At 40.7% G+C, this 22,875-nt stretch carries 25 protein-coding genes and 1 pseudogene; 11 read left to right on the forward strand and 15 right to left on the reverse strand.

The genetic code is table 11. The annotated features are described in order from the left end of the window. Positions 1 to 16: 16 nt before the first annotated feature. The 5 genes from P397_RS0100145 to P397_RS0100165 all read right to left on the reverse strand — a co-directional run bounded on the left by P397_RS0100145 (position 17) and on the right by P397_RS0100165 (position 3,047). Positions 17 to 241, reverse strand: coding sequence for a DUF3006 domain-containing protein (locus P397_RS0100145; protein WP_028105237.1), 225 nt, complete (start codon positions 239 to 241; stop codon positions 17 to 19). Beyond that, the gene (locus P397_RS0100150; RefSeq protein WP_028105238.1) at positions 238 to 1,083 is read right to left on the reverse strand and encodes a ComEC/Rec2 family competence protein; all 846 of its coding nucleotides are present in this window, start codon (positions 1,081 to 1,083) and stop codon (positions 238 to 240) included. The genes P397_RS0100145 and P397_RS0100150 overlap by 4 nt, the downstream gene beginning before the upstream one ends. Positions 1,084 to 1,224: 141 nt before the next feature. Next, positions 1,225 to 1,422 (reverse strand): hypothetical protein, encoded by a 198-nt coding sequence (locus tag P397_RS0100155; RefSeq protein ID WP_028105239.1) that lies wholly within the window; start codon positions 1,420 to 1,422, stop codon positions 1,225 to 1,227. A gap of 227 nt (positions 1,423 to 1,649) precedes the next feature. Further along, on the reverse strand, positions 1,650 to 2,084 hold the full coding sequence (locus tag P397_RS0100160) for an NUDIX hydrolase (RefSeq protein ID WP_028105240.1): 435 nt from the start codon (positions 2,082 to 2,084) through the stop codon (positions 1,650 to 1,652). A 531-nt stretch (positions 2,085 to 2,615) separates the two neighbouring features. Then, positions 2,616 to 3,047 carry a hypothetical protein gene (locus P397_RS0100165; RefSeq protein WP_028105241.1) on the reverse strand — a complete coding sequence of 144 codons (432 nt, stop codon included), beginning with the start codon at positions 3,045 to 3,047 and terminating at the stop codon, positions 2,616 to 2,618. A gap of 108 nt (positions 3,048 to 3,155) precedes the next feature. On the opposite strand from P397_RS0100165, the gene P397_RS0100170 reads away from it, so the two are divergent. Genes P397_RS0100170 through P397_RS0100180 form a run of 3 tightly spaced genes read left to right on the forward strand, consistent with a single transcriptional unit; the run spans position 3,156 to position 4,769 of the window. Further along, complete coding sequence (locus tag P397_RS0100170; RefSeq protein ID WP_028105242.1) at positions 3,156 to 3,650, forward strand: zinc metalloprotease; 495 nt, start codon at positions 3,156 to 3,158, stop codon at positions 3,648 to 3,650. 12 nt (positions 3,651 to 3,662) lie between these two features. After that, positions 3,663 to 4,283 carry a hypothetical protein gene (locus tag P397_RS0100175; protein ID WP_028105243.1) on the forward strand — a complete coding sequence of 207 codons (621 nt, stop codon included), beginning with the start codon at positions 3,663 to 3,665 and terminating at the stop codon, positions 4,281 to 4,283. A 48-nt stretch (positions 4,284 to 4,331) separates the two neighbouring features. Beyond that, positions 4,332 to 4,769: a hypothetical protein gene (locus P397_RS0100180; protein ID WP_028105244.1), complete on the forward strand. Its 438-nt coding sequence runs from the start codon at positions 4,332 to 4,334 to the stop codon at positions 4,767 to 4,769. Positions 4,770 to 5,380: 611 nt separating this feature from the next. On the opposite strand, the gene P397_RS0100185 is transcribed toward P397_RS0100180, so the two are convergent. After that, the gene (locus P397_RS0100185) at positions 5,381 to 5,833 is read right to left on the reverse strand and encodes a JAB domain-containing protein (protein ID WP_035413940.1); all 453 of its coding nucleotides are present in this window, start codon (positions 5,831 to 5,833) and stop codon (positions 5,381 to 5,383) included. A 459-nt stretch (positions 5,834 to 6,292) separates the two neighbouring features. On the opposite strand from P397_RS0100185, the gene P397_RS0100190 reads away from it, so the two are divergent. The 3 genes and pseudogenes from P397_RS0100190 to P397_RS16920 all read left to right on the forward strand — a co-directional run. Then, entirely contained in the window at positions 6,293 to 6,886 is a 594-nt protein-coding gene (locus tag P397_RS0100190; protein WP_035413942.1) for a sigma factor, read from the forward strand. Positions 6,887 to 7,042: 156 nt separating this feature from the next. Further along, on the forward strand, positions 7,043 to 7,384 hold the full coding sequence (locus P397_RS0100195) for a hypothetical protein (RefSeq protein WP_028105247.1): 342 nt from the start codon (positions 7,043 to 7,045) through the stop codon (positions 7,382 to 7,384). Between the two features lie 265 nt (positions 7,385 to 7,649). After that, positions 7,650 to 8,990, forward strand: a pseudogene (locus P397_RS16920) (IS1182 family transposase); the annotation flags it as partial. Between the two features lie 133 nt (positions 8,991 to 9,123). Here the strand turns inward: P397_RS16920 and P397_RS0100205 are convergent. After that, positions 9,124 to 9,441 carry a phage holin family protein gene (locus P397_RS0100205; RefSeq protein ID WP_235183933.1) on the reverse strand — a complete coding sequence of 106 codons (318 nt, stop codon included), beginning with the start codon at positions 9,439 to 9,441 and terminating at the stop codon, positions 9,124 to 9,126. A gap of 265 nt (positions 9,442 to 9,706) precedes the next feature. Here P397_RS0100205 and P397_RS16925 point away from each other — a divergent pair, with 265 nt between their 5' ends. Together P397_RS16925 and P397_RS16930 are read left to right on the forward strand one after the other, a co-directional pair. Continuing rightward, positions 9,707 to 10,447 carry an N-acetylmuramoyl-L-alanine amidase gene (locus P397_RS16925; protein WP_051523823.1) on the forward strand — a complete coding sequence of 247 codons (741 nt, stop codon included), beginning with the start codon at positions 9,707 to 9,709 and terminating at the stop codon, positions 10,445 to 10,447. A 169-nt stretch (positions 10,448 to 10,616) separates the two neighbouring features. Further along, positions 10,617 to 12,854 carry a glycoside hydrolase domain-containing protein gene (locus P397_RS16930; RefSeq protein WP_051523825.1) on the forward strand — a complete coding sequence of 746 codons (2,238 nt, stop codon included), beginning with the start codon at positions 10,617 to 10,619 and terminating at the stop codon, positions 12,852 to 12,854. A gap of 228 nt (positions 12,855 to 13,082) precedes the next feature. On the opposite strand, the gene P397_RS0100225 is transcribed toward P397_RS16930, so the two are convergent. Continuing rightward, positions 13,083 to 13,658 carry a YcxB family protein gene (locus P397_RS0100225; RefSeq protein WP_028105249.1) on the reverse strand — a complete coding sequence of 192 codons (576 nt, stop codon included), beginning with the start codon at positions 13,656 to 13,658 and terminating at the stop codon, positions 13,083 to 13,085. A 170-nt stretch (positions 13,659 to 13,828) separates the two neighbouring features. Continuing rightward, positions 13,829 to 15,274, reverse strand: a complete 1,446-nt coding sequence (locus P397_RS0100230) for a caspase family protein (protein ID WP_028105250.1) — start codon at positions 15,272 to 15,274, stop codon at positions 13,829 to 13,831. Positions 15,275 to 15,399: 125 nt separating this feature from the next. Between P397_RS0100230 and relB the strand changes: the two genes are divergently transcribed. Both relB and P397_RS17670 read left to right on the forward strand, forming a co-directional pair. Further along, on the forward strand, positions 15,400 to 15,624 hold the full coding sequence (gene relB / locus P397_RS0100235; RefSeq protein WP_028105251.1) for a type II toxin-antitoxin system RelB family antitoxin: 225 nt from the start codon (positions 15,400 to 15,402) through the stop codon (positions 15,622 to 15,624). After that, positions 15,621 to 15,959 carry a type II toxin-antitoxin system RelE family toxin gene (locus tag P397_RS17670; RefSeq protein WP_081776932.1) on the forward strand — a complete coding sequence of 113 codons (339 nt, stop codon included), beginning with the start codon at positions 15,621 to 15,623 and terminating at the stop codon, positions 15,957 to 15,959. Before relB ends, P397_RS17670 begins: the two co-directional genes overlap by 4 nt. On the opposite strand, the gene P397_RS0100240 is transcribed toward P397_RS17670, so the two are convergent. Further along, a complete protein-coding gene (locus P397_RS0100240; RefSeq protein WP_235183934.1) occupies positions 15,910 to 16,989 on the reverse strand; it encodes a hypothetical protein in 1,080 nt (359 codons plus the stop codon). The two genes, P397_RS17670 and P397_RS0100240, sit on opposite strands and share 50 nt — an antisense overlap. 336 nt (positions 16,990 to 17,325) lie before the next feature. Between P397_RS0100240 and P397_RS18110 the strand changes: the two genes are divergently transcribed. Beyond that, positions 17,326 to 17,418, forward strand: coding sequence for a type II toxin-antitoxin system RelE family toxin (locus P397_RS18110; protein ID WP_326932296.1), 93 nt, complete (start codon positions 17,326 to 17,328; stop codon positions 17,416 to 17,418). 250 nt (positions 17,419 to 17,668) lie between these two features. Here the strand turns inward: P397_RS18110 and P397_RS0100245 are convergent, their stop codons facing one another. The 5 genes from P397_RS0100245 to P397_RS0100265 all read right to left on the reverse strand — a co-directional run bounded on the left by P397_RS0100245 (position 17,669) and on the right by P397_RS0100265 (position 22,731). Further along, on the reverse strand, positions 17,669 to 18,283 hold the full coding sequence (locus P397_RS0100245) for a hypothetical protein (RefSeq protein ID WP_028105253.1): 615 nt from the start codon (positions 18,281 to 18,283) through the stop codon (positions 17,669 to 17,671). After that, a complete protein-coding gene (locus P397_RS16935) occupies positions 18,276 to 19,019 on the reverse strand; it encodes an ImmA/IrrE family metallo-endopeptidase (protein ID WP_051523827.1) in 744 nt (247 codons plus the stop codon). Before P397_RS16935 ends, P397_RS0100245 begins: the two co-directional genes overlap by 8 nt. Continuing rightward, positions 19,016 to 19,351 carry a helix-turn-helix domain-containing protein gene (locus tag P397_RS0100255; protein WP_028105254.1) on the reverse strand — a complete coding sequence of 112 codons (336 nt, stop codon included), beginning with the start codon at positions 19,349 to 19,351 and terminating at the stop codon, positions 19,016 to 19,018. The genes P397_RS16935 and P397_RS0100255 overlap by 4 nt, the downstream gene beginning before the upstream one ends. A 391-nt stretch (positions 19,352 to 19,742) precedes the next feature. After that, positions 19,743 to 21,242 (reverse strand): ATP-binding protein, encoded by a 1,500-nt coding sequence (locus P397_RS16940; RefSeq protein ID WP_064506623.1) that lies wholly within the window; start codon positions 21,240 to 21,242, stop codon positions 19,743 to 19,745. A 226-nt stretch (positions 21,243 to 21,468) separates the two neighbouring features. Further along, entirely contained in the window at positions 21,469 to 22,731 is a 1,263-nt protein-coding gene (locus P397_RS0100265) for a neutral/alkaline non-lysosomal ceramidase N-terminal domain-containing protein (protein ID WP_028105255.1), read from the reverse strand. Positions 22,732 to 22,875 lie beyond the last annotated feature (144 nt).

Consider the following 22,875-nt stretch of genomic DNA (forward strand, 5'->3'; position numbering starts at 1 on the left):
TTTTTATTTTAAAATTTTAGTTTTCCCATAGCTCATCCATCAGCTCATCGATTTCATTGGAGAGCCGCTGTCGTTCTTGTTCATCCTTCTCAATATGCCCATATTCATCCATCCAGATAACATCGCCGGATTCCACCGTCATTGGGAAGCGAGAAAGCAGGATGTCGCGCATCCCATCGTCGAACTCGACGGCGACCCACTTCCCCTCAATCCGGTCGATGATTCCTTTTCGCTTCTTCATTTCGATTTCTTGATCGTGTAGGACGATCCATTCCCTTCGAAGACGATCGTGCCACTCTTATCCGTCCGCAGCATCGTCGCCTTCGCACGCTTCAGGTTCGTCACAACTTCCTTCGTCGGATGACCATAGGCATTCTTCCCGACACTGATGACGGCATACTTCGGTTTGACGTATTTGAGGAATGTCGCGCTCGTCGATGTTTTTGCACCGTGATGCCCGACCTTGAGGACATCCGCACGCAGCGTCTTCTTCTTCGCGATCATGTCCTGTTCCGACTTCAGTTCCGCGTCTCCCGTGAACAGGAACGTGTTCTTTTTATAAGCCACGTGTAGCACAGCACTCCAGTTGTTGAGATCACTGTTCGCGTAGTCCTTGACTGGTCCGACGAACTGCGCCTTCACACCCTTGACAGGAAGCGAGACGCCTGCTTTCGCCGGTTTGATTTTCAGCTTCTCGCGCTTGACGGCCAGCAAGAAGTCTTTATAAGCTTGCGTCGTATGTTTGACCTTCGGAGCATAGACACTCTTGACCTTGAACGAGTCGAGGACTTCATCAAGTCCACCGATGTGATCGGCGTCCGGATGCGTCGAGATCAACATCTCGATGTCACCGACCTTCTGTTTTTTCAGATAGGCGACGAGTTCATCGCCCTTCCCTTTGTTCCCGCCGTCCATGACGATATCCTCACCGCTCGGCATCTTGATATAGATTGCATCACCTTGTCCGACATCGATATAGTGGACCTTGATTTTCGGCGTTGCGGCCTCTGCACTCTGTAACGGTCCAACGAGTAATCCTACACTTGCGAGTGCCAGGCTGGTACCCATCCATTTTCTCTTCATCTTGTATCGCTCCATTTCTGATTTGTACGTTATTTTTAGTATACAGTGAATAGCAGGAGAAAGTTGGGTATATTTCCCACCCATTTATTTTTCTTTATGGGTTAGCATATATGTGTATGAATAAAAAGAAAAAACAGACCTTTAACGGGCCTGTTCTAAATAATGTTGCTGAATGAAGGCGAGCAATAGATCAATATCAACGAACCAAGTCACATGCTCGATGCAGCCGTCTACTTCGCGAACAAACCGAACCTGCGCATCGAGTATTGTCACCTTTTGCGACTGTTCCATCATGTCGTTCCATTTTTTAGATTCCTCATCCATCAAAACCGTACTCATTGCCTCATTCCTCCTTAGTTTGCTTGAATACAGCATACAATCGGGAGTAAAGCTGTACGAACTGAATTGATTCAAACAAGCATAAGCGTTATCTGAATCAACAAAGGAATTAACCGAGCATTCAGATGATTTTTCAACGCATTCATCAGAAAATGACTGTAATTCTAAGGAGTAATGTCCCATTTACCTGGCCATTTGTCCAAAATCGTCTCAACGTCTAACCATACTCAACGTACTCCCTCGAATTCATAGAATGCAGGCGTCTTCTCCATGTCAGCATCCAGTCTTAGCATTTCAACCAACGAAGGCATCAGTTCTTTCGCGGTTTGGTAATCCACCCATCTTACATCCGTGATTTCCTGATTCGGATCCATGATATCGATTTTTCCACCAATAATCTGAACGAAAAAGGTAATGATTAATGCGTGATGTCCCTTCTCCGAGAAGATGACTTCTCTAACAGAATGCATACCGATGACCTTACTTTCAAACCCCGTCTCTTCTTTTACTTCACGAATGATCGCCTCTTCAAGCGTCTCGTCTTTTTCCACAGCTCCACCTGGCGGACTCCAGTAAAAAGAATCACCTTTGACGTTCTTTACCAATAATATGTTCCCATTCTCATCATGAATCAGAGCTGAAGCTACATCTATACGTTTCAAAGTGTTTCTCCTTTGGTTATTATGCCTTTTCGAAATCATCACCTTACTACTCCTAATCTAATATAAAGGATAAAAAAGTAAAGCGGATATAGACTAAAAATGAATCGTATATCTATTGTTTTTCACTTCGCATCGACTAAACCGCGATGTCAAAACGGAACTCTTTCTTCTTTACTTCATCCCTTGTTTACCAAAAACTTATTTTCTTGTCTTATCACGCTCCGTGCCCTGTGTCGCAAGAAACAGGAACGTTCTTTAGTCATCTTCATTACTATAGAAATATCAAAACGGGATTACATCATAATCAACCGCCCCAGATCAACTATCTATAAACCTCCATTCATTTAATCACTTCTTCACTCACTCATACATTACGAAAGACACTCCTTCTTATAGAAGAGACGATGCACATAGGCTTGGACTCGTCCACTGCGGGCATCTCATTGCCTTTGGATTTGGGACAAATCCATTCTTTAAATAAAAAAACGTCCTTTTGAGGGGACGTTTTACTTTATCTTAGCGATATTCGGTTCAATCGTAAAAAGTGAAGTATCCACTTTGTTCTACTTTTGCATATCCTATATGCGCAAAGATTTCTGCTTTTCCGTTTGTTCCGTCAACAAAATTAGATACATCCCAAGTCAATGGATTAGTTCCATAGCCATATTTTTTACCAATCAACTGTTTATTGATCTTATCGCCATCAGTTTCGTAAAGCCATACAACATAAGTGTTAGTACCACTTATTCCAGAAGGTCTAATTTGAACGTTACCACCACCTGAAGAAATCGTCTGTGTACTTTCAATTTGCTGATTGTGTAAATAAATTGATTCAGTATAGCCAACTTTATCCCACGATCCCGCTGCATATGTAACTACAGTTTTAGCTGACGCTTGTGGCGCACTGACTAAAGAAACAGCTGGAATCATACAAGCTACTAACGCAAACTTCTTCAATTCCATTAAAAACTCCCCCTTTTTTCCAAATTACAACTGTATATACAGTTGTAATTTACATAAAAATACTATATCATAAAAAGGTAATAAAATGACATTAAAGGAGAAAATATCATGCATAAAAAAATCACTACATTACTTTTAGCTAGTGCTTTCATTACTTTAGGATCTTCGATTCCTGTTAGTGCAGGTACGCACTGGACAGGCGATGGTGCAGTAGATGGGAACGAAATTCGCTGGGGTACTGCTCGCGGAAAAACTGCCTACACTACAGCAAGAAACCATTCCATTACAGTTTGGGACAACATGGGATCAATTAATATCGCTGGTGACAATGCAGACGTAGTAGAAGATTTATCGTTCAGAGATATTTATGTAGCTAGCTCATTATTAGGTCGATATATGCCAATGTCAGGTGCCGACGTTATTGAATACAATACGTATAACTTCACTGATATGACATCAGGGGAACAGAAAAAAACTGCCTTACATGAAATGGGACATGCCTTAGGCTTTAACCACCACGATTCAGGAATTATGAAACAAGGGCTATTTAGCATGACAACTTTAGATTCGCACATTAAAAGTGACTACAACAGTCATTACTGAGGAGGAAAAACAATGAAAGCAAAGAAAATCACCGCTATTGTTGGTTTAGCTGGAATTTTAGGGTTAGGAACATTTTACCTCGTTGATCAAAACGAGAGTGCTTCAGGAAAACAAGTCTCTTCTATTCAAAAAGCAGATTTAAAGAAAGTTACTATGACAGGTGACTTTGCAATGGACGTTACAAAAACTACTTCTGTCGTTGGAAATTCTGAAAACGTTTTCATCGCAAAAGTAGAAAAGGAAATTAGTCACGATGAAACATTACCAAGTACACAGTTTCAAGTAACAATAGTCAAAAATGTTAAAGGTGAATTGAGCGAAGAACAAGTCGTAAATCAAAATGCAGGAATTTTTGATGATAATGGCGAAAAAGTATTATTAACATACGAAGATCAAGAAATGCTTGTACCTGGAAAAACATATTTATTTGCAACAATCCATGATGAAAAAACGGACTGGCACAACCCAGTTCCTGCTTATGGAGAAGTTCTTCTTGAAGATGGTGCGGATATTCAAACAGTAGCTGATACGTATGAAACTGCATTTGAGAATCAAACGATTTCACCCATCATGGAGAGACACGATGAACTCGAACTAGAAGAAGGATTTGTTGAGGAAGAAGCCGCTCAATAAGAACACTCAAACTTTATTTAAATTATCCTTATCAAGGGAGGGTGCTTTATGGGTAAATTTAAATGGATTGGTGTTTTGGTAGTATTGGTTATTCTATTTTTTGTGTTTGATCCTTTTCGCGGGGAACCACCAAACCCAAAAGTAGAGGCACAAGGAAAAGATATTCCAACGGTCCAAGGATCATTTTGTTGGGATGGTCTATTGCGCAACCAATGTGTCGATAAAGTGTATGTTGACGGACTCGATATGACGAAAAAAAGTAAACCAACTGTAGTATCCTCAAATAAAAAAATCGATATTTCTTTTGAAGACGAACCCGATTCTATTGAGATTGTTCGTTGGAAAGATAAGCAAGATGCTGAAAAAGTTACTTTAACTGATGATGGCGTTACTGCCCCGAAAGAAACAGGAACGTATGCCTATGAAATCAAAGCAAAGTGGTCCAACGGTGACGGACAATTCGCTTTTCTGGTTAAAGTAGACTAACTCCCTTCCTTTTCCCCATACTTCCTCTTCTACCAACAGTCATTTGACTGTTGGTTTTTTATTAATGACCAAATATTTGTGATAAGACCTATACTTTAAATTAATTATTTTTATTTTTTGAACGCTCCGTGTCTTCCGTCGCAAGGAACAGGAACATAGAGATGCCTCGCGCAAGCGATGTGCAGCTCTTGTTATCGGTCCGGCAGGAGGGCAGCGGTGCGATGAGGATGTTGCTACCTGCAACTTACAGCCTCACGCATGAGCCCGAAATCTCTTCTCTTGTCTCTACTAACACATACAAACTAAATCGAAACGTACAGAGGATAATCCACTCAAAGATAAAAGATGTACATACGTACACCGACAGCAATTCCACTACTTCTTATTAAACCACTTCCTCAATGATCAGCATCTCTCACGAATCGATATGAGACTCTTTGGCCCGCAGTGGATTTGTCCACTGCGGGCTTCTTTCCTCACTTGGATTTGATACAAATCCATTCCGTATCTGCATCTGCTTGTACACCCTTCAAAGAAAAACGGATTCGTTTTTCGTCCATGCTTTACGCGCGGACAGGAAGGGAGCGCCTCACCTGTCTACGCTGAAAAATTTAAAGCACTCCTTGGGCTTTTAAACTGACGTAATCGTCTCCTGCCCCGACAACGATATGGTCAAGCAATTTGATACCAATGATGCGTCCGACTTCCTGCAAGCGTTCCGTTACCTCGATGTCCTCGAGGGACGGCTTCGGGTCGCCGCTCGGATGCTGATGGCTGACGATGAGCGACGTTGCATTGTTGAGGATAGCTGACTTGAAAATTTCACGAGGGTGGATAATGCTCGAATTGATGCTCCCGACATGCGCCCGGTGAACGGCGATGACCCGGTTCTTCGTGTTCAGTAGGATGACAAGGAACACCTCACGGTCATCGTCCTGGATGAAGCGTCTAGCGACAAGAAAGGCGTCCTCTGGGGACGTGATATGCGTCGTCTCGAGGGCGACGTCCGGTTCTCGGACCTCTTGGCGGATACGGGTGATTTCAACGAGTTTGGTCAGTTTCATGGAAAAGCTCCTTTCGCGAGTGGAATGCAGCCCGACACGATGCCGTCCTGTTGACGGGAACGCAGCGAGCGTCGCGAGACGGGGCAAGGGTGACCGCAGGGAAAGATCAAAAAAAGCGGACAGCGCACCGGGATGAAGGCTTCCAGAGCCCGCGAGCGAAAAGCTTGCTTTGAGCCAAAACGCGGAGGAAGACGAAGAACGGCAGCGGCTTTTTTTGATGGCCCTTGCGCCGACGAGGAGCGAGCTAGAGTACGGAAACAGGACGGCTTTCGGCCCCTTCCATCAGACAAAGCGGTGCGCTCTATTCCATCCACACATTCCATAAATAAGAACTTGAGTTCTTATTTTTTGTTTTAAAAACGAACGTGTGTTCTAATATACATTATAATCCTAAAAAAATATGTGATGTTTTTCCAATTTTTCATGTATTTAATTTTTTTCTATGAAAGAAGGGCATTTATGAGAAAAACAATTCGCTTTTCCAATGGTAACTGCTGTGAAATGACTTTTGAGGAGGTTTTCGTTGAATTCACGTCTTTGGTAACAAGTGTGATGAGGAAAGCAAATAACAAATTTTACTTTAACAAAGTAGAGGAAGAAGATTTTTTACAAGAACTATATCTTGAATTATGGCGAGCTTATGAAAAATATGACTACATTATTGGTACTAGCTTTACAACGTATTTATATTTCAGACTTCAAAAAGGTGTTCGTGATGTAACATACTCAAAATTTTCAAAGAAAAATCAGAGTATTGAAATTTCACTGGATGCCCCCTTTAAAAACCCAGATTTTACTTTAGAAGATTTTCTTTCTATTCCTGATGATTCATTGAATGGAATATTGAATTCTGAACTAGAATCCATTATTTTATCGGCAATCGATTCTGGAGAAGAAGAGATGTTGCAGTCGTTAATAAATAGAAAAGAATTTAGCATTCAACAGTATGCGGATAAGCATACAATTACTAGGCAAGCTGCTAATCAACGAATTATTAAATTTAGAAATAAACTCAGAAAGGTTGTTAAGGAGCAGTATTTTGATAAACCTTAATTTTTTAATCCAGTGCTTCTGGAAACGGTTAATTTTGTTTTAGCGAATACTGCTTTTTTATTTGACTATTCTTCCGATCATCTATAAATTATGGAAGTAACCATGAGGTCAAAGCGATATGCTAAAACCTAATTATCATGTCAAGAGGAGTAAGTCATGCTAATAAAAATTAAACAAGACGCTCTTTCCATATATGTGCGAGATCATACCGATTATCATGGTGATTATCATGGTCATGATTGGTGGGAATCGTTCCTCAAACAAGTTTCAGGTAAAGAGTTGAAAGTTGATCAAGAAAATTTATTCAAACATGAATTTGATGTTCTTCCTATATCCGGAGTATCCGATGCGACAATTCGTATTTTGGACGACTATGTGGATATGATCATAGACGATCAACGAATAGGAAAAGCACGATGCGAGTTATGTAATTCAGTCTCTTTAGATACACAACTATGTTCTCATTGTGGACGTTCAGACTATCTTGATGTTTTTTGAACTTAGTTATAGTAAAAGGCCTTCTCTAAATTTGAGAAGGCCTCAGACTGAAGACAAAGTAGTGGTTTTTCTCTTGATTGAGAAGAACCGCTTTTTTGTTCGCTTCGAATCGTTTTCCTGGGACAAGCATCGCGCCGCATCGCTTCGCTGCTGGGTCGCTCCTGCTTGTTTTTCCCTAGGAAACGATTACGAGCGAACAAACGCTTTTTCTTTCATACTTCCGGGTATAAAACTAGCATAGACATTCGAAAGAGGAGGACTCATTATGATGGGAAAAAGAGACCAACATCATCGTTCTGAGAACATCACCATCACATTGGAACAATTGGTCCCGCAGGACCATCTCGTTCGAAAAGTGGACCAGGTCATGGACTTTGAATTCATCTATCCTTTAGTAGAGAAACTGTATTGTGAAAATAACGGAAGACCTAGTATCGATCCTGTTCTATTGATTAAGATGGCACTTCTCCAATACCTGTTTGGTATTCCATCGATGCGTCGGACCATCAAGGAGATTGAGACGAACGTCGCGTATCGGTGGTTTCTAGGAATCGGGCTGGATGAGAAAGTGCCACACTTCTCTACTTTCGGAAAAAATTACGTCCGGCGTTTTCAGGACACGGATGTGTTCGAAACCATCTTTTATCGTATCCTCTCACAAGCTGTCGATGCTGGGTTCGTGGACCCTTCGGTCCTGTTCATGGATTCCACACACATCAAGGCGAACGCGAACAAACGGAAATTCAAGAAGAAAAAGATTGTCCGTCGCGCTATCCAACAGTATAAAGAAGAACTCGATTTGGAAATCAACGAGGATCGGGTACTTCATGGAAAAAAGCCCTTCACCCCCAAGGAGAGCCGTCTTGAAACAAGGGAAATCAAGGAAAGTACGACAGATCCCGAGAGTGGTTATTACGTGAAGGGGGAACGTGAACGACTATTCGCTTATTCTTGCCATACAGCCTGTGATCGAAATGGCTTCGTACTTGGACTGATCCTCACACCTGGCAATGTACATGATAGTAAAATGCTTGAACCTCTTCTTGAGTCCGTCAGTCATCGTTTTGGTCAGCCATTCGCTGTCGTAGCTGACTCTGCCTACAAGACCATCCAACTCGCACGTCATCTCCTTCAACGAAACATCTTACCAGTTTTTCCTTATACCCGCCCCAGAGGGGTGAAAGGAATGTTCAAAACGAAAGACTTCTATTACGATGAATACTATGACTGTTATTTGTGTCCTAAGAATCAAGTTCTTCGTTATCGGACGACCAATCGAGAGGGCTATCAGGAATACGTCTCTGACCCCACAATCTGTGCGTCGTGCTCTTTTCTTTCAAGATGCACGAAGAGCCAAGAGAATAAAAAAATGATCCTGCGTCATGTCTGGCAGGAAGCAATGGATGAGGTGGAGCATTTACGGCATACTTCCGTGAATCGTGCATTGTATCGAAAACGACAGGAGACAATCGAACGCGTCTTCGCAGATGCAAAAGAAAAGCATGGCATGCTTTGGGCCCGATATCGTGGTCTGAAAAAAACAACGCTACAAGCGATGCTTACTTTTAGTGCCCTGAACCTCAAAAAATTAGCGAACTGGTCATGGGATTCCGGTGGGAATCCTTATTTTTCACATCACTTTATACGACTACATAAGACAAACCCTCATTTCAACGTTGAAATGAGGGTTTGTCTACGATCTGAGGCCTTCTCTAAATTTGAGAAGGCCTTTTACTATTTTATTCTTGATTATAATTTGCTTGATCATCCTTTACGTGACTTTCTGGATTAGCAAATATGCCAATCGAAATGCCGATACTTAAGACAGCATTTACTAAGTCGCTTATTTGATTAGATAAATCTATGCTGATAACTTCAAAGTTGACTAAAATCATCAATACTCCCGAAATAACTCCAACGAGTACTTTGGGATTTCGAATCCGAGTGACTATTTTCTCAGTCATCTGATACCTGTCCTCCTCTATTACTAATTTGTTTTTTTCAAGTACAACATCGGGCTTTATGATTTCTTCATTTCCCTTAGCATCTTCTCGCACCCTTCTTCGTTAACCCTCCTTCTCAAAACGAGATAGTAATCATTTATATCAAATTTTTTTCTTATGTAAACAACATCAAATTAAGTAGTCACGGAAAATCGTATCCCATTCATCAATTTTGATAAGTAACATATGTAGTTCATTTTTACACTAAATAATTTTCTTAGGGCATTGAAAAGGATAGATCATAACAATTCTATTTACATTTAAAAAAAATTAGATATAACGCTTAGGGTACTATCAAAACGAAAGAGGAGGAACAGCTATGCTAAGAATCGCAATTGATGCTGGACATGGAGGGAAAAACTCTACTCCAGGAAAACGATCACCTGATGGAGAATACGAGTGGAACTTTAATAATAAAGTCCTGTTATCCTTTATATCTGAAATAGAAAAATATGAGAATGTACAGCTACTACGATTAGATGACTCCACTGGCATCACGGACGTCTCATTGAAAAAACGGACAGATGATGCCAATTCATGGAACGCAGATTTAGTCATCTCTTTTCATCACAATGCAAACAACGGGTCCTGGGGTAATTGGACTGGAACAGAAACATATGTGCATCTAAATGCTAGTTCGACAAATCGTAATCTTGCTAAAGAAGTTCAAAAAGGATTACTCCAAGCTTACTCTCTTCAAGATCGTGGTGTTAAATCCGCAAATTTTCACATTCTTCGAGAAACGAATGCACTCTCAATCTTGATTGAAGGCGGCTTTATGGATTCGTTCATCGATATTAAAAAATTACGAGATGATAGCGTACTCAAAAAAGCTGGTCAAAAAGTAGCTCAGATTGTAGCTCATCAGAAACAGCTAAAGAAAAAGAATGATACAGACGCCTCTAAAAAATCCATCAATTCATACAAAGTTTTGCCTGGAGACACTCTATGGAGTATTTCTCAAAAACATCAGATCAGTGTCAAACAAATCATGGATTGGAATAATCTATCTTCTCACTTTATTTACGTGGGAGATATTCTGATTGTCTCGAAAAAATAGTTGTGCGCCTAAATCATAACTAACTTTGAATCGATTAACACCAACAGTATAGTTTCTAGAAAATTAAATCATTGTATCGAAGAAATATCATTTACATTTTGAATCCTTAAGATATAAAGACAGTGTAAGACAGCATCAATAAATGGATAAAACAAAAGGAGGAATTATTATGGATCCAATGGTGTTACAAGTTCAAGAGTATTTAAACAATACTTACGGAAATAGAACGGGGTACACACCCGCACCGGAAAATGGAAAAACGGGTTGGTCAACAATGTATTCTCTCACTCGAGCCTTACAACTGGAACTTGGTATTACTTCAACAAGCGATAGTTTTGGACCTTTAACAGCTTCTGAATACAAGCGGTGGGGAGAAATGGTTTTAGGACGTGTCCCGACAGATACAAAAGGACAAAGAATTGTTCGGATCTTGCAGGGAGCATGTTGGTGCAAAGGATACAGTCCAGGCGCATTTAACGGTTCATTTACCGAGCTTACTCGACAAGCGATTATTAATCTTCAAACAGACGCAGGATTACCTGTACGTGATGGAAAAGTATACGATTACATTTTCAAAGCGCTTTTAACAATGGATGCATATAGCCTTACACCGGGTGGGGATGTAAAAATTCAAGAAATGCAACGCGACTTGAACTACCATTATTTCACTACATCAGGGGTTCAACCTGCTGATGGCCAGTATCAAAGAGGCACCAACCGGGCTCTCATCTACGGAATCCAAACAGAACAAGGTATTTCTGCATCCCAGCAAACGGGCTCTGTCGGTCCAACTACGAGAGACCGTCTTCCGAATCTTTCCATTGGTGAGACTGGAGTCTTCGTAAAATTCCTTCAATATGCGATGTATGTAAATAACTTTGATACAGGCGCATTTGACAGTTCATTTAGTTCAGCAGTCAAAACGAAAGTATTAGAATTTCAAGATTTTGTAGGATTGACGTCAGACGGTTTAGTTGGTCGACAAACATGGCTCTCATTACTCGTGAGCTCTGGAGATCCCACAAGACGTGGAACAGCCAGTGATTGTATTACTGAAGTAACATCAGCTCGTGCGCAGACATTGAAGAACGCTGGCTATCAAACTATCGGTCGCTATCTATCCAATGTTCCAGGTGGACTAAATAAAAAAATCCAACCCGGAGAGTTGGATGCTATTTTCGATGCTGGATTGACTGTTTTTCCAATTTTCCAAACTCAAGGATCACGAGTTGAAGATTTTAGTTACGCACAAGGTATGAGTGCAGCAGCAGAAGCTTATCAAGCGGCCAACAGCTATGGTTTCAAAAAAGATACTATCATTTATTTTGCTGTGGATTTCGATGCACTGGGTTATCAAATTGTCGACAACATTATGCCACACTTCGAGGGAATCAATCAAAAACTAAAAGACCTTGGAGCAAAATATCGGGTCGGAGTTTATGGCCCACGAAGTGTTTGTATTAGCGTATCTGATAATGGACTAGCAGTTACTAGCTTCGTGAGCGGAATGTCCAATGGATTTAGCGGAAATCTCGGATATCCACTACCTAAAAACTGGGCATTCGATCAGATTTCAACCATCTCACTTGGTAGTGATGAAGGGTTTATCGAAATTGATAATAATATCAAGTCCGGTCGAGATAATGGTCAAGCTTCTGTTGGACCTCGTGAAATTGACCCTAACAAAGACCCAATGGCATATACGGCGCTATATAAAAAGTTCAAAGAGATTGCCTCTCAAATTCCGATTTTGCAAGAAGGACCTATTAATCTATTTGACATTGAGTTCAAATTTAATCAAGAATATCAATTGATTAATACTCCTAATTACGACGTATTTGTAAAGGCCGATGCTTCTGTTGTAATGCCAGGACTACCTGAGCTTTCATTTATCCAACTCAATAGTACGAATGGCAAGACAAGCTTAGATGCAAAAACACTTTTAGAAGGAACTGCCACTAAACTTTCCGTACAAGAAATTGAGGATTATGATAACTTTTTAAAAAATATCACTCTATCCGCAAGCAATGGTTTTTTAACTACTTCTTTGACTGCTGTTGGAAATGAATTGACAATCGATCTCAAAGTGTTTAGTGAAGAAGTTGAGGTTAGTTTGACAAAAGATAAGATGTTACTTGAAATCACGGTTACGCTAGTGCTCAAAAACACTAATTCGGGATCATCTTCTTCTCCTACGCCAGATCCTATTTGGAACACGTTACTTTCTAAAGCATCTCAAGCTATTTCTATTGATGGAGAAGAAGTTGTATTTTACGGTATTGGAATTGGAGTTTTGGCAATAATCCTACTTGCACCTACTGCAGTTGCTGCTGGTGGAACACTTAGTATTGTATCGGCCATATATTTCTTGTTGCATGGAGAGTTACCTGAAGATACTGATATTTAAAAGTTAAAAGTAATGTATATATTAAAAACAATTTATCGAAATGACATGTTTTAAATACAGAGTATTATATTACACTTATACAAAAAAGTGGCCACCAGGCGAAGTTCCTTCGCACTTGGTGGCTTTATTTTATCTTATAGATTTGTATACATCTTTCTATACACGAACTAAGTGTGAGCTCTCAATGGCTTAATGAGAAACGGGAATGAATGAATTAATTAATATTTTTTATTCTAGTCTAAATTCATGATTCAAGTGCTGCTTCATTAATTCACCAAGTTTCGTTCTTTCAGATTCAGTTAGTGTTGAATTCTTTTTCGGTAATATAATCGCTTCCGCATTTTCATAGTATAAAAAGAAACGATCATCATCTTCACCAATCTGTTTAATTTCTTTCCATGCTATATCTGTATTTTTAATTATACCGTTATAAGATGAATTTACTTGAATGCCAGCTGTATTAAAGCTTAATGCGACATTTCTCGGCCATCGCTTATCCTTTTTAAGTGAAGATCTTAATTGTCGAATTGTAACGAATTCATAGTATTTTGTTAAAGTTGGTCTTAATAATATAACTGGAATAAAAGACAAGCAGATTTTAAGAATGTCCCTTACATTTTCTGAGAGAAAGTCGAGAAAAATCCGCACCAGTAAAGTGAAAACAATCATACCTAGTAAAAATACAATCATAGAGAGCGCTACAAAAGTAATATTGTATCTTGCTTGGTGATAATGAATTCGCTTTAGAGAGTCCTTTTGTAAGGCCATAAAGTCTTCGAAAGTCATTTGATACTCTAAATTCATTATATAGCTCCTCTTTTCAGAATAAGTTAGTTTGCTATTAAACAAAGGATCTTTTATTTATCGTAAGTATTTTATTACCGTCAACTGTAGTACATTGAGTCTTTACCTAAAAATATGCTATCTGATTGTTACATCCATCTTAATCAAGTAGGACGATAGTTGTCCATCATCTACATAGGAAAAGTAACTGGGTGATCTACCATGATGTTCGATGGAGCTTCGTTAGAATATATGCGTGGACGATTCCCATTAATCGTGATGCGGACGATGGTATTATCTTGGATAATTAAACTGACTTCATTCACTTCAGACAAGATAGATTTAAATACGAGAACAGCAATGACGTAAAGTCTGATACATTCTGGTTCGACTTGTTGTTCGAGTAATTCTGGAATCAAGCGATCTGACACTGGATATTCAGAAGACGTACCATAAATCATTCCTCCCGAAAAGGTAGTATTAACATGGCTTGGAATGTCTTGATTGAAAATAAAACGCTCAATTCTTAGTTTTGCTATATCATCAGGCTTAATGCCATTGATCGTCATGTCATGAGACATATGACCATTTCGATTCTGACTAGATACGAGTGTAAGATTAATGGTCTTCTCTCCATCAATCACTTCTACGTCTACATCTTCTACTTGAACATATTCAGCACCATCCTCAATAGCGAATGGTCGGACTGTTCTCAACATTTGTTTGAGTGTCATTTCAATGCTTCTAGCGTTAGAAGTAGCTTTTAGTATCAAAGAGTATGTCTTAGTAGAACTGTTGTAACGATATGAATGATGTCGTGCGCGTAAATCTCCTAACAAAAACCAATCACCCGATTCGTCCACTTTACGACGTGTTACGCTTGACTGCGATACGAACTGTTGCTGTTGCGCATGCTCTCGTGCCTTTGTGTGTTTGATAATGATTGGTGCTCCAGAAAGTGTACCTTTTAAAACTGGATGCTGATCGGAAAATTCATTAGACACTGCTTGGCTGACATAAGAATAGAGCGTATAAATGTCCACTTCTCCTCTAGGATTCATGGCTCCCCCTTCAAGACCACGAATTAAGTGATCTGTGAATGCGCCATGTCTACCTCTGTCCCAGGCAGATTGATCTTCGGTACATGCTGCAACGACAAACTTTCCGGAACCTTTAATATCCAGTCCTCGTTTCATTAAATCATTGATGGTAGTGCCTCTTAACAGTGCACCGCTGTGACACGTATCGAAAAAGCTTAAGACAGTCTGAGCAGGGGTCTCATCAATATACTTTTTTACATCAGACATATTGATACTAGTATTACTTATGGTAGACACATCGGCATCATACGGAATAAAATAAGCATCACTTTGATCGAATCCTCCATGCCCTGCCCAATACAAAAATAAGACGTTCTCTGATGAAGCATCACTAAAAAAGCCCTTTAGTGCATGATTTATCATGGATTTAGTAGCTAAGTTACCGCTTAAGGTTAAGACATCTGACTGTTTGAAAACAGCTGGCTCTTCCGTTAATAATCGCTTGATTTCTGTCACATCATTTAAAGTATTGGGAAGAGCATCGATTTCACGACTTCTTTGTTCATTGACTGCTATCAATAGAGCCTTGTACATCATAATTCCCTACCTTCTTCATCTTTATCCATTTCTTACTATTGTAAAGTACTTTGCTCTGAATCCAAATGAATAGAGCTCATATCTATACTAAAAACTTGATTTGTATTACAAAGGAGAAGACAATTATGAGTACTATTTCTGTACGACTTGATGACCAGGACACACAACTTATTAAAGAATATGCGAAAGCAAAGAATATCACGAATTCTACACTTGTTCGTGATGCTGTCCTCGACCGTATCGAAGACGAAATTGATTTGCAACTCTATGATGACTCCATGGTGGCACACCGCAAACAATCGAAAGCACTCTCTATTGACGATATGAAAAAGGAACTTGATTTAGAATGACATCATATAATATAGATTTTGAGTGCGGAGCTCAAAAGTCTTTCAAGAAGATGAATCCCCAACAAGCGCGGATCATCATGTCCTGGATCAAGAAGAATCTGGTCGGGACGGATGATCCGCGTCGTCATGGAAAAGGACTGGTCTCAAATCGTTCAGGTGAATGGCGGTATCACATTGGTGACTATCGTCTGATCATTGACATTCAGGATGAGAAAGTCGTGATTTTGATTCTTGAGATCGGGCATCGTCGAGATATTCGTAAGTCAGGGATTCAATACACAACAGTCAGAAGAAGTAAGTCTCGGCAAATTGTTTTATCTCATCACCTAAATTAGCAAGGCGCTCTTCGATTTCTTTCCGATCTCCGTATCGAATGATATCTTCTGACGTCAATGTTCTAATCAACAAGCAATGATGTTGGTAAGCCGTTTCAAGCAATTGAAGGTACTGCTCACCTCTGACTTCTCGAGAAATAGCTAGATCACCATCACTATACCCATCAAGAAATCCTGTAGCTATAGTCTTTAGAATATCCTCATATTTCTCAAACTGGTGTTTTTTATAGCGTTGGGTATTTGCTAACATTCTAAATAAAGTCTCGTACAAGTTCATGAAATTACCGGCCATTTCACGAGGTTCATAGACAATTGGGTAAGGGTCAATCAGGCAGACGCTGTCGCCTCCCCACAAAATGTTTTCAGGCGAGACGTCTTGATTGACTAATCTTGCCGAAACGATTCGGCGATTTCGATTTGTAGTCACTACTTGAAGTGCATGTGCCACCCCCTTGTTTTGAAACATCGGATACGCGTTAACTAGTTTTTGATAATTATGGATGTGAGTTAGACTTTTTTCTTGAAAAAACGTCTGAAATTCCTCGTTTATAGTTCCATGGAGTCCTTTATTTTCTGTCCATGCTAAACGACCAAATCCCTCAATTTCAGGAGTAAGACTTTCCATTTTTCGATAGATAGCTCCAATTTGTCTACCTAAACGCACCGCTTCGACTAGCGACATTTCTCTTAAAGGCAATGATTTTCCACCAAATGACTCCAACGTATATGTAAGCTCAGGCGTAACATGAAATTTAAAAAGCGCTGGTGCACCACCTGGGACCATTTGATTCACGGATTCGTAATACCATTTTGTTGCCGAATATTCTGCCGTCAATGCGTCATGATCGAATGGAACTGGCTTTTCATAAGCAACTTTTTTGGGAATTCGAAGTACCAACTCTTCATCCTCTTTCGTCACTTTCCATGCCCTGTGCCATGCTCCCTCTCCAATCATAATCGGTAAAGAGACACCTGCATGGTTCATTGCCTCGAACAAAATTTCTTCTATTGGTGTTTCTTTTCTTATCATTAAATGACCTCCATCGTTTTAAGGTATCGATTATCATTTTACTATAATCACATGCGTGAACGAATGATAATCATTAAGTACTGAGGACTGAGTGCGATGATTCAAAAAATCGACTATTCGTCTAGGCTATCTGGATGACTTTGCAGTGTCGATATGATGAAGGAACTTGATTTAGAATGACGGCATACACCGTAAAGTTTAAGCGCGAGGCTTAAAAATCTCTTAAGAAGATGGATCATCATGTCCTGAACCAAGAAAAATCTTGTCGGGACGAATGATCAACGTTTTCACGGAAAGCGACTCGTTTCGAATCGTTCGGGTGAATGGCGTTATCGCATCGGTGACTACCGTCTGATTGCTGAAATTCAAGGTGAGAAAGTCGTGATTTTGATTCTCAAGATTGGACATCGACGGGATATCTGCAAATGAGATGGAGAAGACTTACGTATGGATGTATATGAGTCTTCTTTTTTTATTTCAGATGACCAATATGCATACAATTTTAATAGTCTATTCATTTATTTAATTTTTCATAAGATTTCATCATAAACGAATGTCCGTAAACTTATCTTTTTATAGATGTAAAATGTTTCTAAAATTTTTTATATAAAAACAAAAAAGATGTAAACGTTTCGATGTCGAAACGTTTACATCTTTGAATGGATAACATTTCAATAATTTAAACCTCATCTATGTGTTCATCGAAACGCTTTACCTCATAGGGACGAATTGATTTGAAAAACTTTCGGATTTCGCTTCGTTTCACGATGTCGTGTCTCTTTAGATTTAAACAGAAATCCATAAGGGTGTGTTGACGGATTAATATTTCTTGTTCCTTGTGATTAATGATGCGTAGATCAGCATCTGTGATCACCTCACGGATATCCGCATCATCACTACAAATCAAGTCAGCGCTAAGTAGTCGAGCTGCTGCAAGACTATGAATCTCTCCTAGATCACTTGTGTGTTTGAGTGGACGCCCTTCTCGTATTTTCTTTTCGTCGAGTTGTTCAAATGCCACTCGCACTTCTTGCAAGTAAACGAGGTAAAGGTCATAAAGTGCATCAGTCTCAATGGATGCTTCCGATTCCGGATCAAACAGGATCCACTTTCCTTCTGCAATTAGAGTATCTATCTTTTCTCTCACCGAAGAGATTTTTAATTCTTCTAATACTTCAATGTGGATTAGAATTTGCCCATACAGACTATTTAACCAATCGAAGACATCTGCTTGTCGAAAACTTGTCGCATGGATAATGATGTTCGCATCAATGAATACAGGTTCCTTAATCATCCATTGATTCCTCTTGTAACGATTGCATCGTCTCTTCTTGGAACTCTTTTGCAAGTGTAGGTCGATAGACAGAAAGTTTGTTCGCTGCACTTAAACGAGTCAAGCGTTTTTCTTTTACTGCACTAACAACTTCGGTCTCGTAAGCGGGAAATGATTCGAACCTTTGTCGTTGATCCAGTAGACTTGGCGAAACTCTCAATTGAACCCGCTCTTTTACCCAATCTTCTTCTCGTTCGCTTAAGTCAGAGAAGCGATATCCGAGCTCCCGTAGGCGTCGGACCACTGATACATATGGGACTTGGGCCATATCAGCGAGATATATGATAGCAAGGGTTGTATCATATGACTCTTTAAGTTTTTCCCATACCTCTTTAGTCGTACTCTTTGGTAGCATGAGTGCCGCTGCAAATCGATCGGCTGCCCGCTCATGGTCAAATCCACTGACTTGAAATTTACTCATCTCAGATAAGTGCCAAAGTTCGTGGGCGGCAGTAAAATAGCGCATGCGCAAAGATTGATAGGAGTTCAAGGCAATGAACTCTTCTCCTGACATATGTTTGATAGCAGCACCGAAATACGCATCGTCCTCAACATATTGAAAAATCAGGTTGGCTTTTTTAGCCAACACCTGTTCAATATACGCACCGATAAAGACCGTACTATCAATCACGTGTTCGAGAAAGCTAGCAGCAAATGCTTCTGCAATCTCTTCAGTAATCTTTATGGATGGCTTCATGATCGACTCCCCTTGAGTCCGATGTAATCTTCCACAGCAAATTTTAAACGCTCTAATTCCATTTTAGAACGTCGATTTGAAAGTGAACCTCGTAATTGCACAGTCATACGCTCTTCCTTCATCGAAGCATCAGTTGTCAATTCCTTGACTGATAGACCTAATGCATTAGCGATATCAACAATTCGTTGTGGTTGAATGACACGGCTTTCATTCAACATATGACCGATCAGTGCCTTGCTGACACCTATTTCTTGAGCTAACCACTGATGTGTCTTTTGATTATCTAGCAACCAGGATTTGATGTTGTTAACGACTATTTTGTTCGAATTCATCATGACACCTTCTTTCAAGATAAGTATAGCATACGGTGTAGTCGACTACAAAATTAGAAATTAATGAATATTTTTATGTCAGGAGGATTTTTATACATCTAATTTTAAGGATAAAAGAATTTTTTAATCCAGAAACGCAACAGTCCAATCCTTTAGTACGCTCTTTACTCAAGGATTGGACTGTTTTTCATCATGATCGTTTGTTTGTATACCCTTCTCGATGTGGGAAGCCTTCACCCGCAGCGTCAATACGTCCCTCGATATGATGCCACCGAAAGGGGGTCTCTTCTCCTCTCGAGAGGATACTAAATCTTTCCTATATCAGGCGGACGTATAGTTTGTATACATTTCGACGTCGAAATCATTTCAGTATCTGGTTAGTATAAGACCATCACTTGGTACCAAAGAGGCGTCTGAAAAATCCGATGGTAGGCTTCGCGCTTGCATCGTCTTCAGGATTTATCTGCGCAGTAACGGATAGTTCACTCGTATCCTTGAGAGATGGTTGTTGTTGGATTAGACCTTCCGCTAGAGAACCTATATAACGCGTCAACTCTAGTTCGAATTCTCGGTCGACATCTGGTCGTCCGCTACTTGCATGCGCCCTTTCGTGTAGAAGTGTCCCTGTGAATGCTGACAGCGAACGTAACTGGGATCGTGCAATTAGAATCGTCCCGCTCTCTCCCTGCCATAATCCCAATGTCTGGTTGCGGTCGAATGCGAAATCGATGGATTTCACGAGCTTCACTTCCTGGATTTGAGGTGGCATCGGACCTAGCATATTCAATATGTCGGTTCTCATCTCCCAAAGTATACGTTCCTGTTGACTCAGTTCTTCTACTGGTACGATTTGATAGGAGAGCGAATCCCTTACTTCCTCGACAAATGTACTTAAATCCCGTATCGGCCTTCCTGCCTCATCTTTCTGGTTGATCAACGCACTACCCAAGTTCTCCGGAATGGTGACGATTTTGTAATCGTATCCGCTGACATCGTCCATGATCGAGGCGTGGCTCCTGATTTGGGATGGTGTCATGAACACGACATCCTCAAGCATGTTCAATAGCTTACAGGAATGGATCGCCACGTCCTTCCATGTGAGTTCAACTGGAAGCTCTCCTTCCGTGAACCGATTCAATGATTCTACTAGAAGACGGGTCGTACGAGGTTCCTTGTTATCAAGGAGTATCTGCTTCACACGAGACGAATAGGCGGTACGTCCGACGTTCGTACGTTCTCGATTCAACTCCTTCTTCATCGCCTTCGTCAATGAGGTGATATTGTAAGAGAAGAGGAAGTCCTCCTCCGCTGCGACCTTCACGCCATTGATGTAGATATTCGCCGTATGACCATGCTTTTCTAAGATTTGACCGTATTGAACGGTGGAAAGTACCTGCTCATCACTGAAGAGTAGAAAGAGTCGCTTCGCTTTCTGGATGTCCTCTTCGGATATATTCGAGAGAATGAATTCCGTTCCCTCGAACGCATCATCGAGAGATGGCTCGATATAGGCATGGAGCGTCATGACATCCTCGAACGCATGTTTATTGCTTTTTCCTAAGGTGAACCGCCCGTGTCTCGATAGAATCTCAACACCGACATCATGACGATCAAACGTCGCCATCGCATCCTTCAACCCGACACCAAAACGCCCGATTAGATTCGGATGGTTCAACTTCTCCTGGTTCTCATTTTGCGTGAAGTGCACGTACTGCAAGCCTCGGCCATAATCACGAATGCGCCAATTGCCATCCGAATCACATTCGATACGGATATCTTTTGATCGTGTAAGGACCTGTTCGTCTAATGCATTGGCGATAATTTCTCGAAGAGCATGATAGACTTCCCAGTTTTCGAGTACCTGCTCAATATTCAGGTCGAACTTTTTCAATGTGTTTCACCCGCCTTTATTTTTTCTCAGATTTTGAAATATTTTCTCTTAAAGAACGATAAGTGTTAGAGAGCACGGTTTACTGAAGCAATCGCGAACGGATGTTCAAAACACTGAAATTTTCCGAATACAATAGAGCTGCTTTTAACTGGATAAACACTCAAATTTCTCAGCATTGTCGAAAAGCAAATTAAGTATCCACCTGGTAGACAACATACGAAGATGACTATGTTTGGTAAAGTTCTAGAATCGTTTTAGTGATTTCTGTAGCCGTTGAGGCAACTGGTGGCATCCATAACCCTGTAACAGGACCATATACAACTGGATTGATTGTGACTTCATATCCTCCGTACGGATATTCTTCTTCCGTCGGCAAATAGCCAATATATCCGTTTGTATAGCCCCCGAAAAAAGCGAGATCGTCTTGAAGTGATTGCCGAATGAACAAGGCAGACTCACAAAAAGGCTCCATCGGGATGCCAGCAAACGATCCCTCATTGAGTTTAAACAGTTGGACTTCTATATCCATCACTATAGTCGTTGATTGTCGTTCCCATCGCTCCACCATGTAGTCACGCCATCGTTTCGTACTGACATTCCAATCCACCTCTGCTCGTGATGCCATACGTTCTATGTCAGTCGGGTTCGGTACATCATCGAGCCTCATTGGATAGCTGACGGATTGTACACTATGTTTGAAGATCGGATGGAAGGTTACTTCTGGTACCATGGTCAAGACATTTCCGCTAAGCCCATAGGCCATTTTTTTGAGACTCGCCTGATCCCCACGATATTTCGCATTCACATTTCCGGCCGCTCCTTGGATGATCACGACCGGACAGGAGAGTGACTGTTCTAAAATCTTTCTAGCAATCCCGGGATAGTCACCAGACAAGGACATACTATTTGACTTCAACACATTAGGGTGTGCCGTACAAAAGATGAGGGCACCAATCAGATGCTTCGCCGATGGATCACGGATCAATAACGTACCAATCCTCTCGTCAACGATACCAGCTGGATCCGTCCCCATCTTCGCGTATCCTTCTGTCGTCTTTTCTCTTCGATTGACCCCAATCTTCCCATCCGTGACATGCCAGCCGACTTCGGCATTTTCTAGGTTATCATTAGCCTTGACGACAGCTTCAACTGTCTGCTGAATGAGCAACGTTTTATAAGCTAGGATGAGTGGGTCCGTACTTGCCGTCGCTGGCCCCGAATGTGTATGCGAGAATACGACCGTAATTTTTTCTTCACTCATATCGAGACGTTTCCCGACTCTCTCTCGTATCAGGCTCGTATCTTCAACTAGCATGCCGATGTTATCGATACTGACGAATACGGACTTCGCCTTCTCACTCTCGAACACACATGCCGTGACGTAGAGTGGGTCGTGAACTTCAGAAATACCATTCAGTCGACTATAACCAATGAACGGCATTCCGAGTGGTGGTGAAACGTCCACCTGACAGATTCCAAACCGACTCACGTTAATCTCTCCTTTTCACACTAAAAAATAATAACACCTTACATATATTAACATTATCATCGATGTTCATTTTTTAACACCTGCAGCATCATACGATGACGGTCATATTAATCTATGGCTATGTATGATGAGAAAACACTGCAC

The sequence above is a fragment of the Exiguobacterium undae DSM 14481 genome, from assembly GCF_000620805.1.
GTDB lineage: Bacteria > Bacillota > Bacilli > Exiguobacteriales > Exiguobacteriaceae > Exiguobacterium_A > Exiguobacterium_A undae.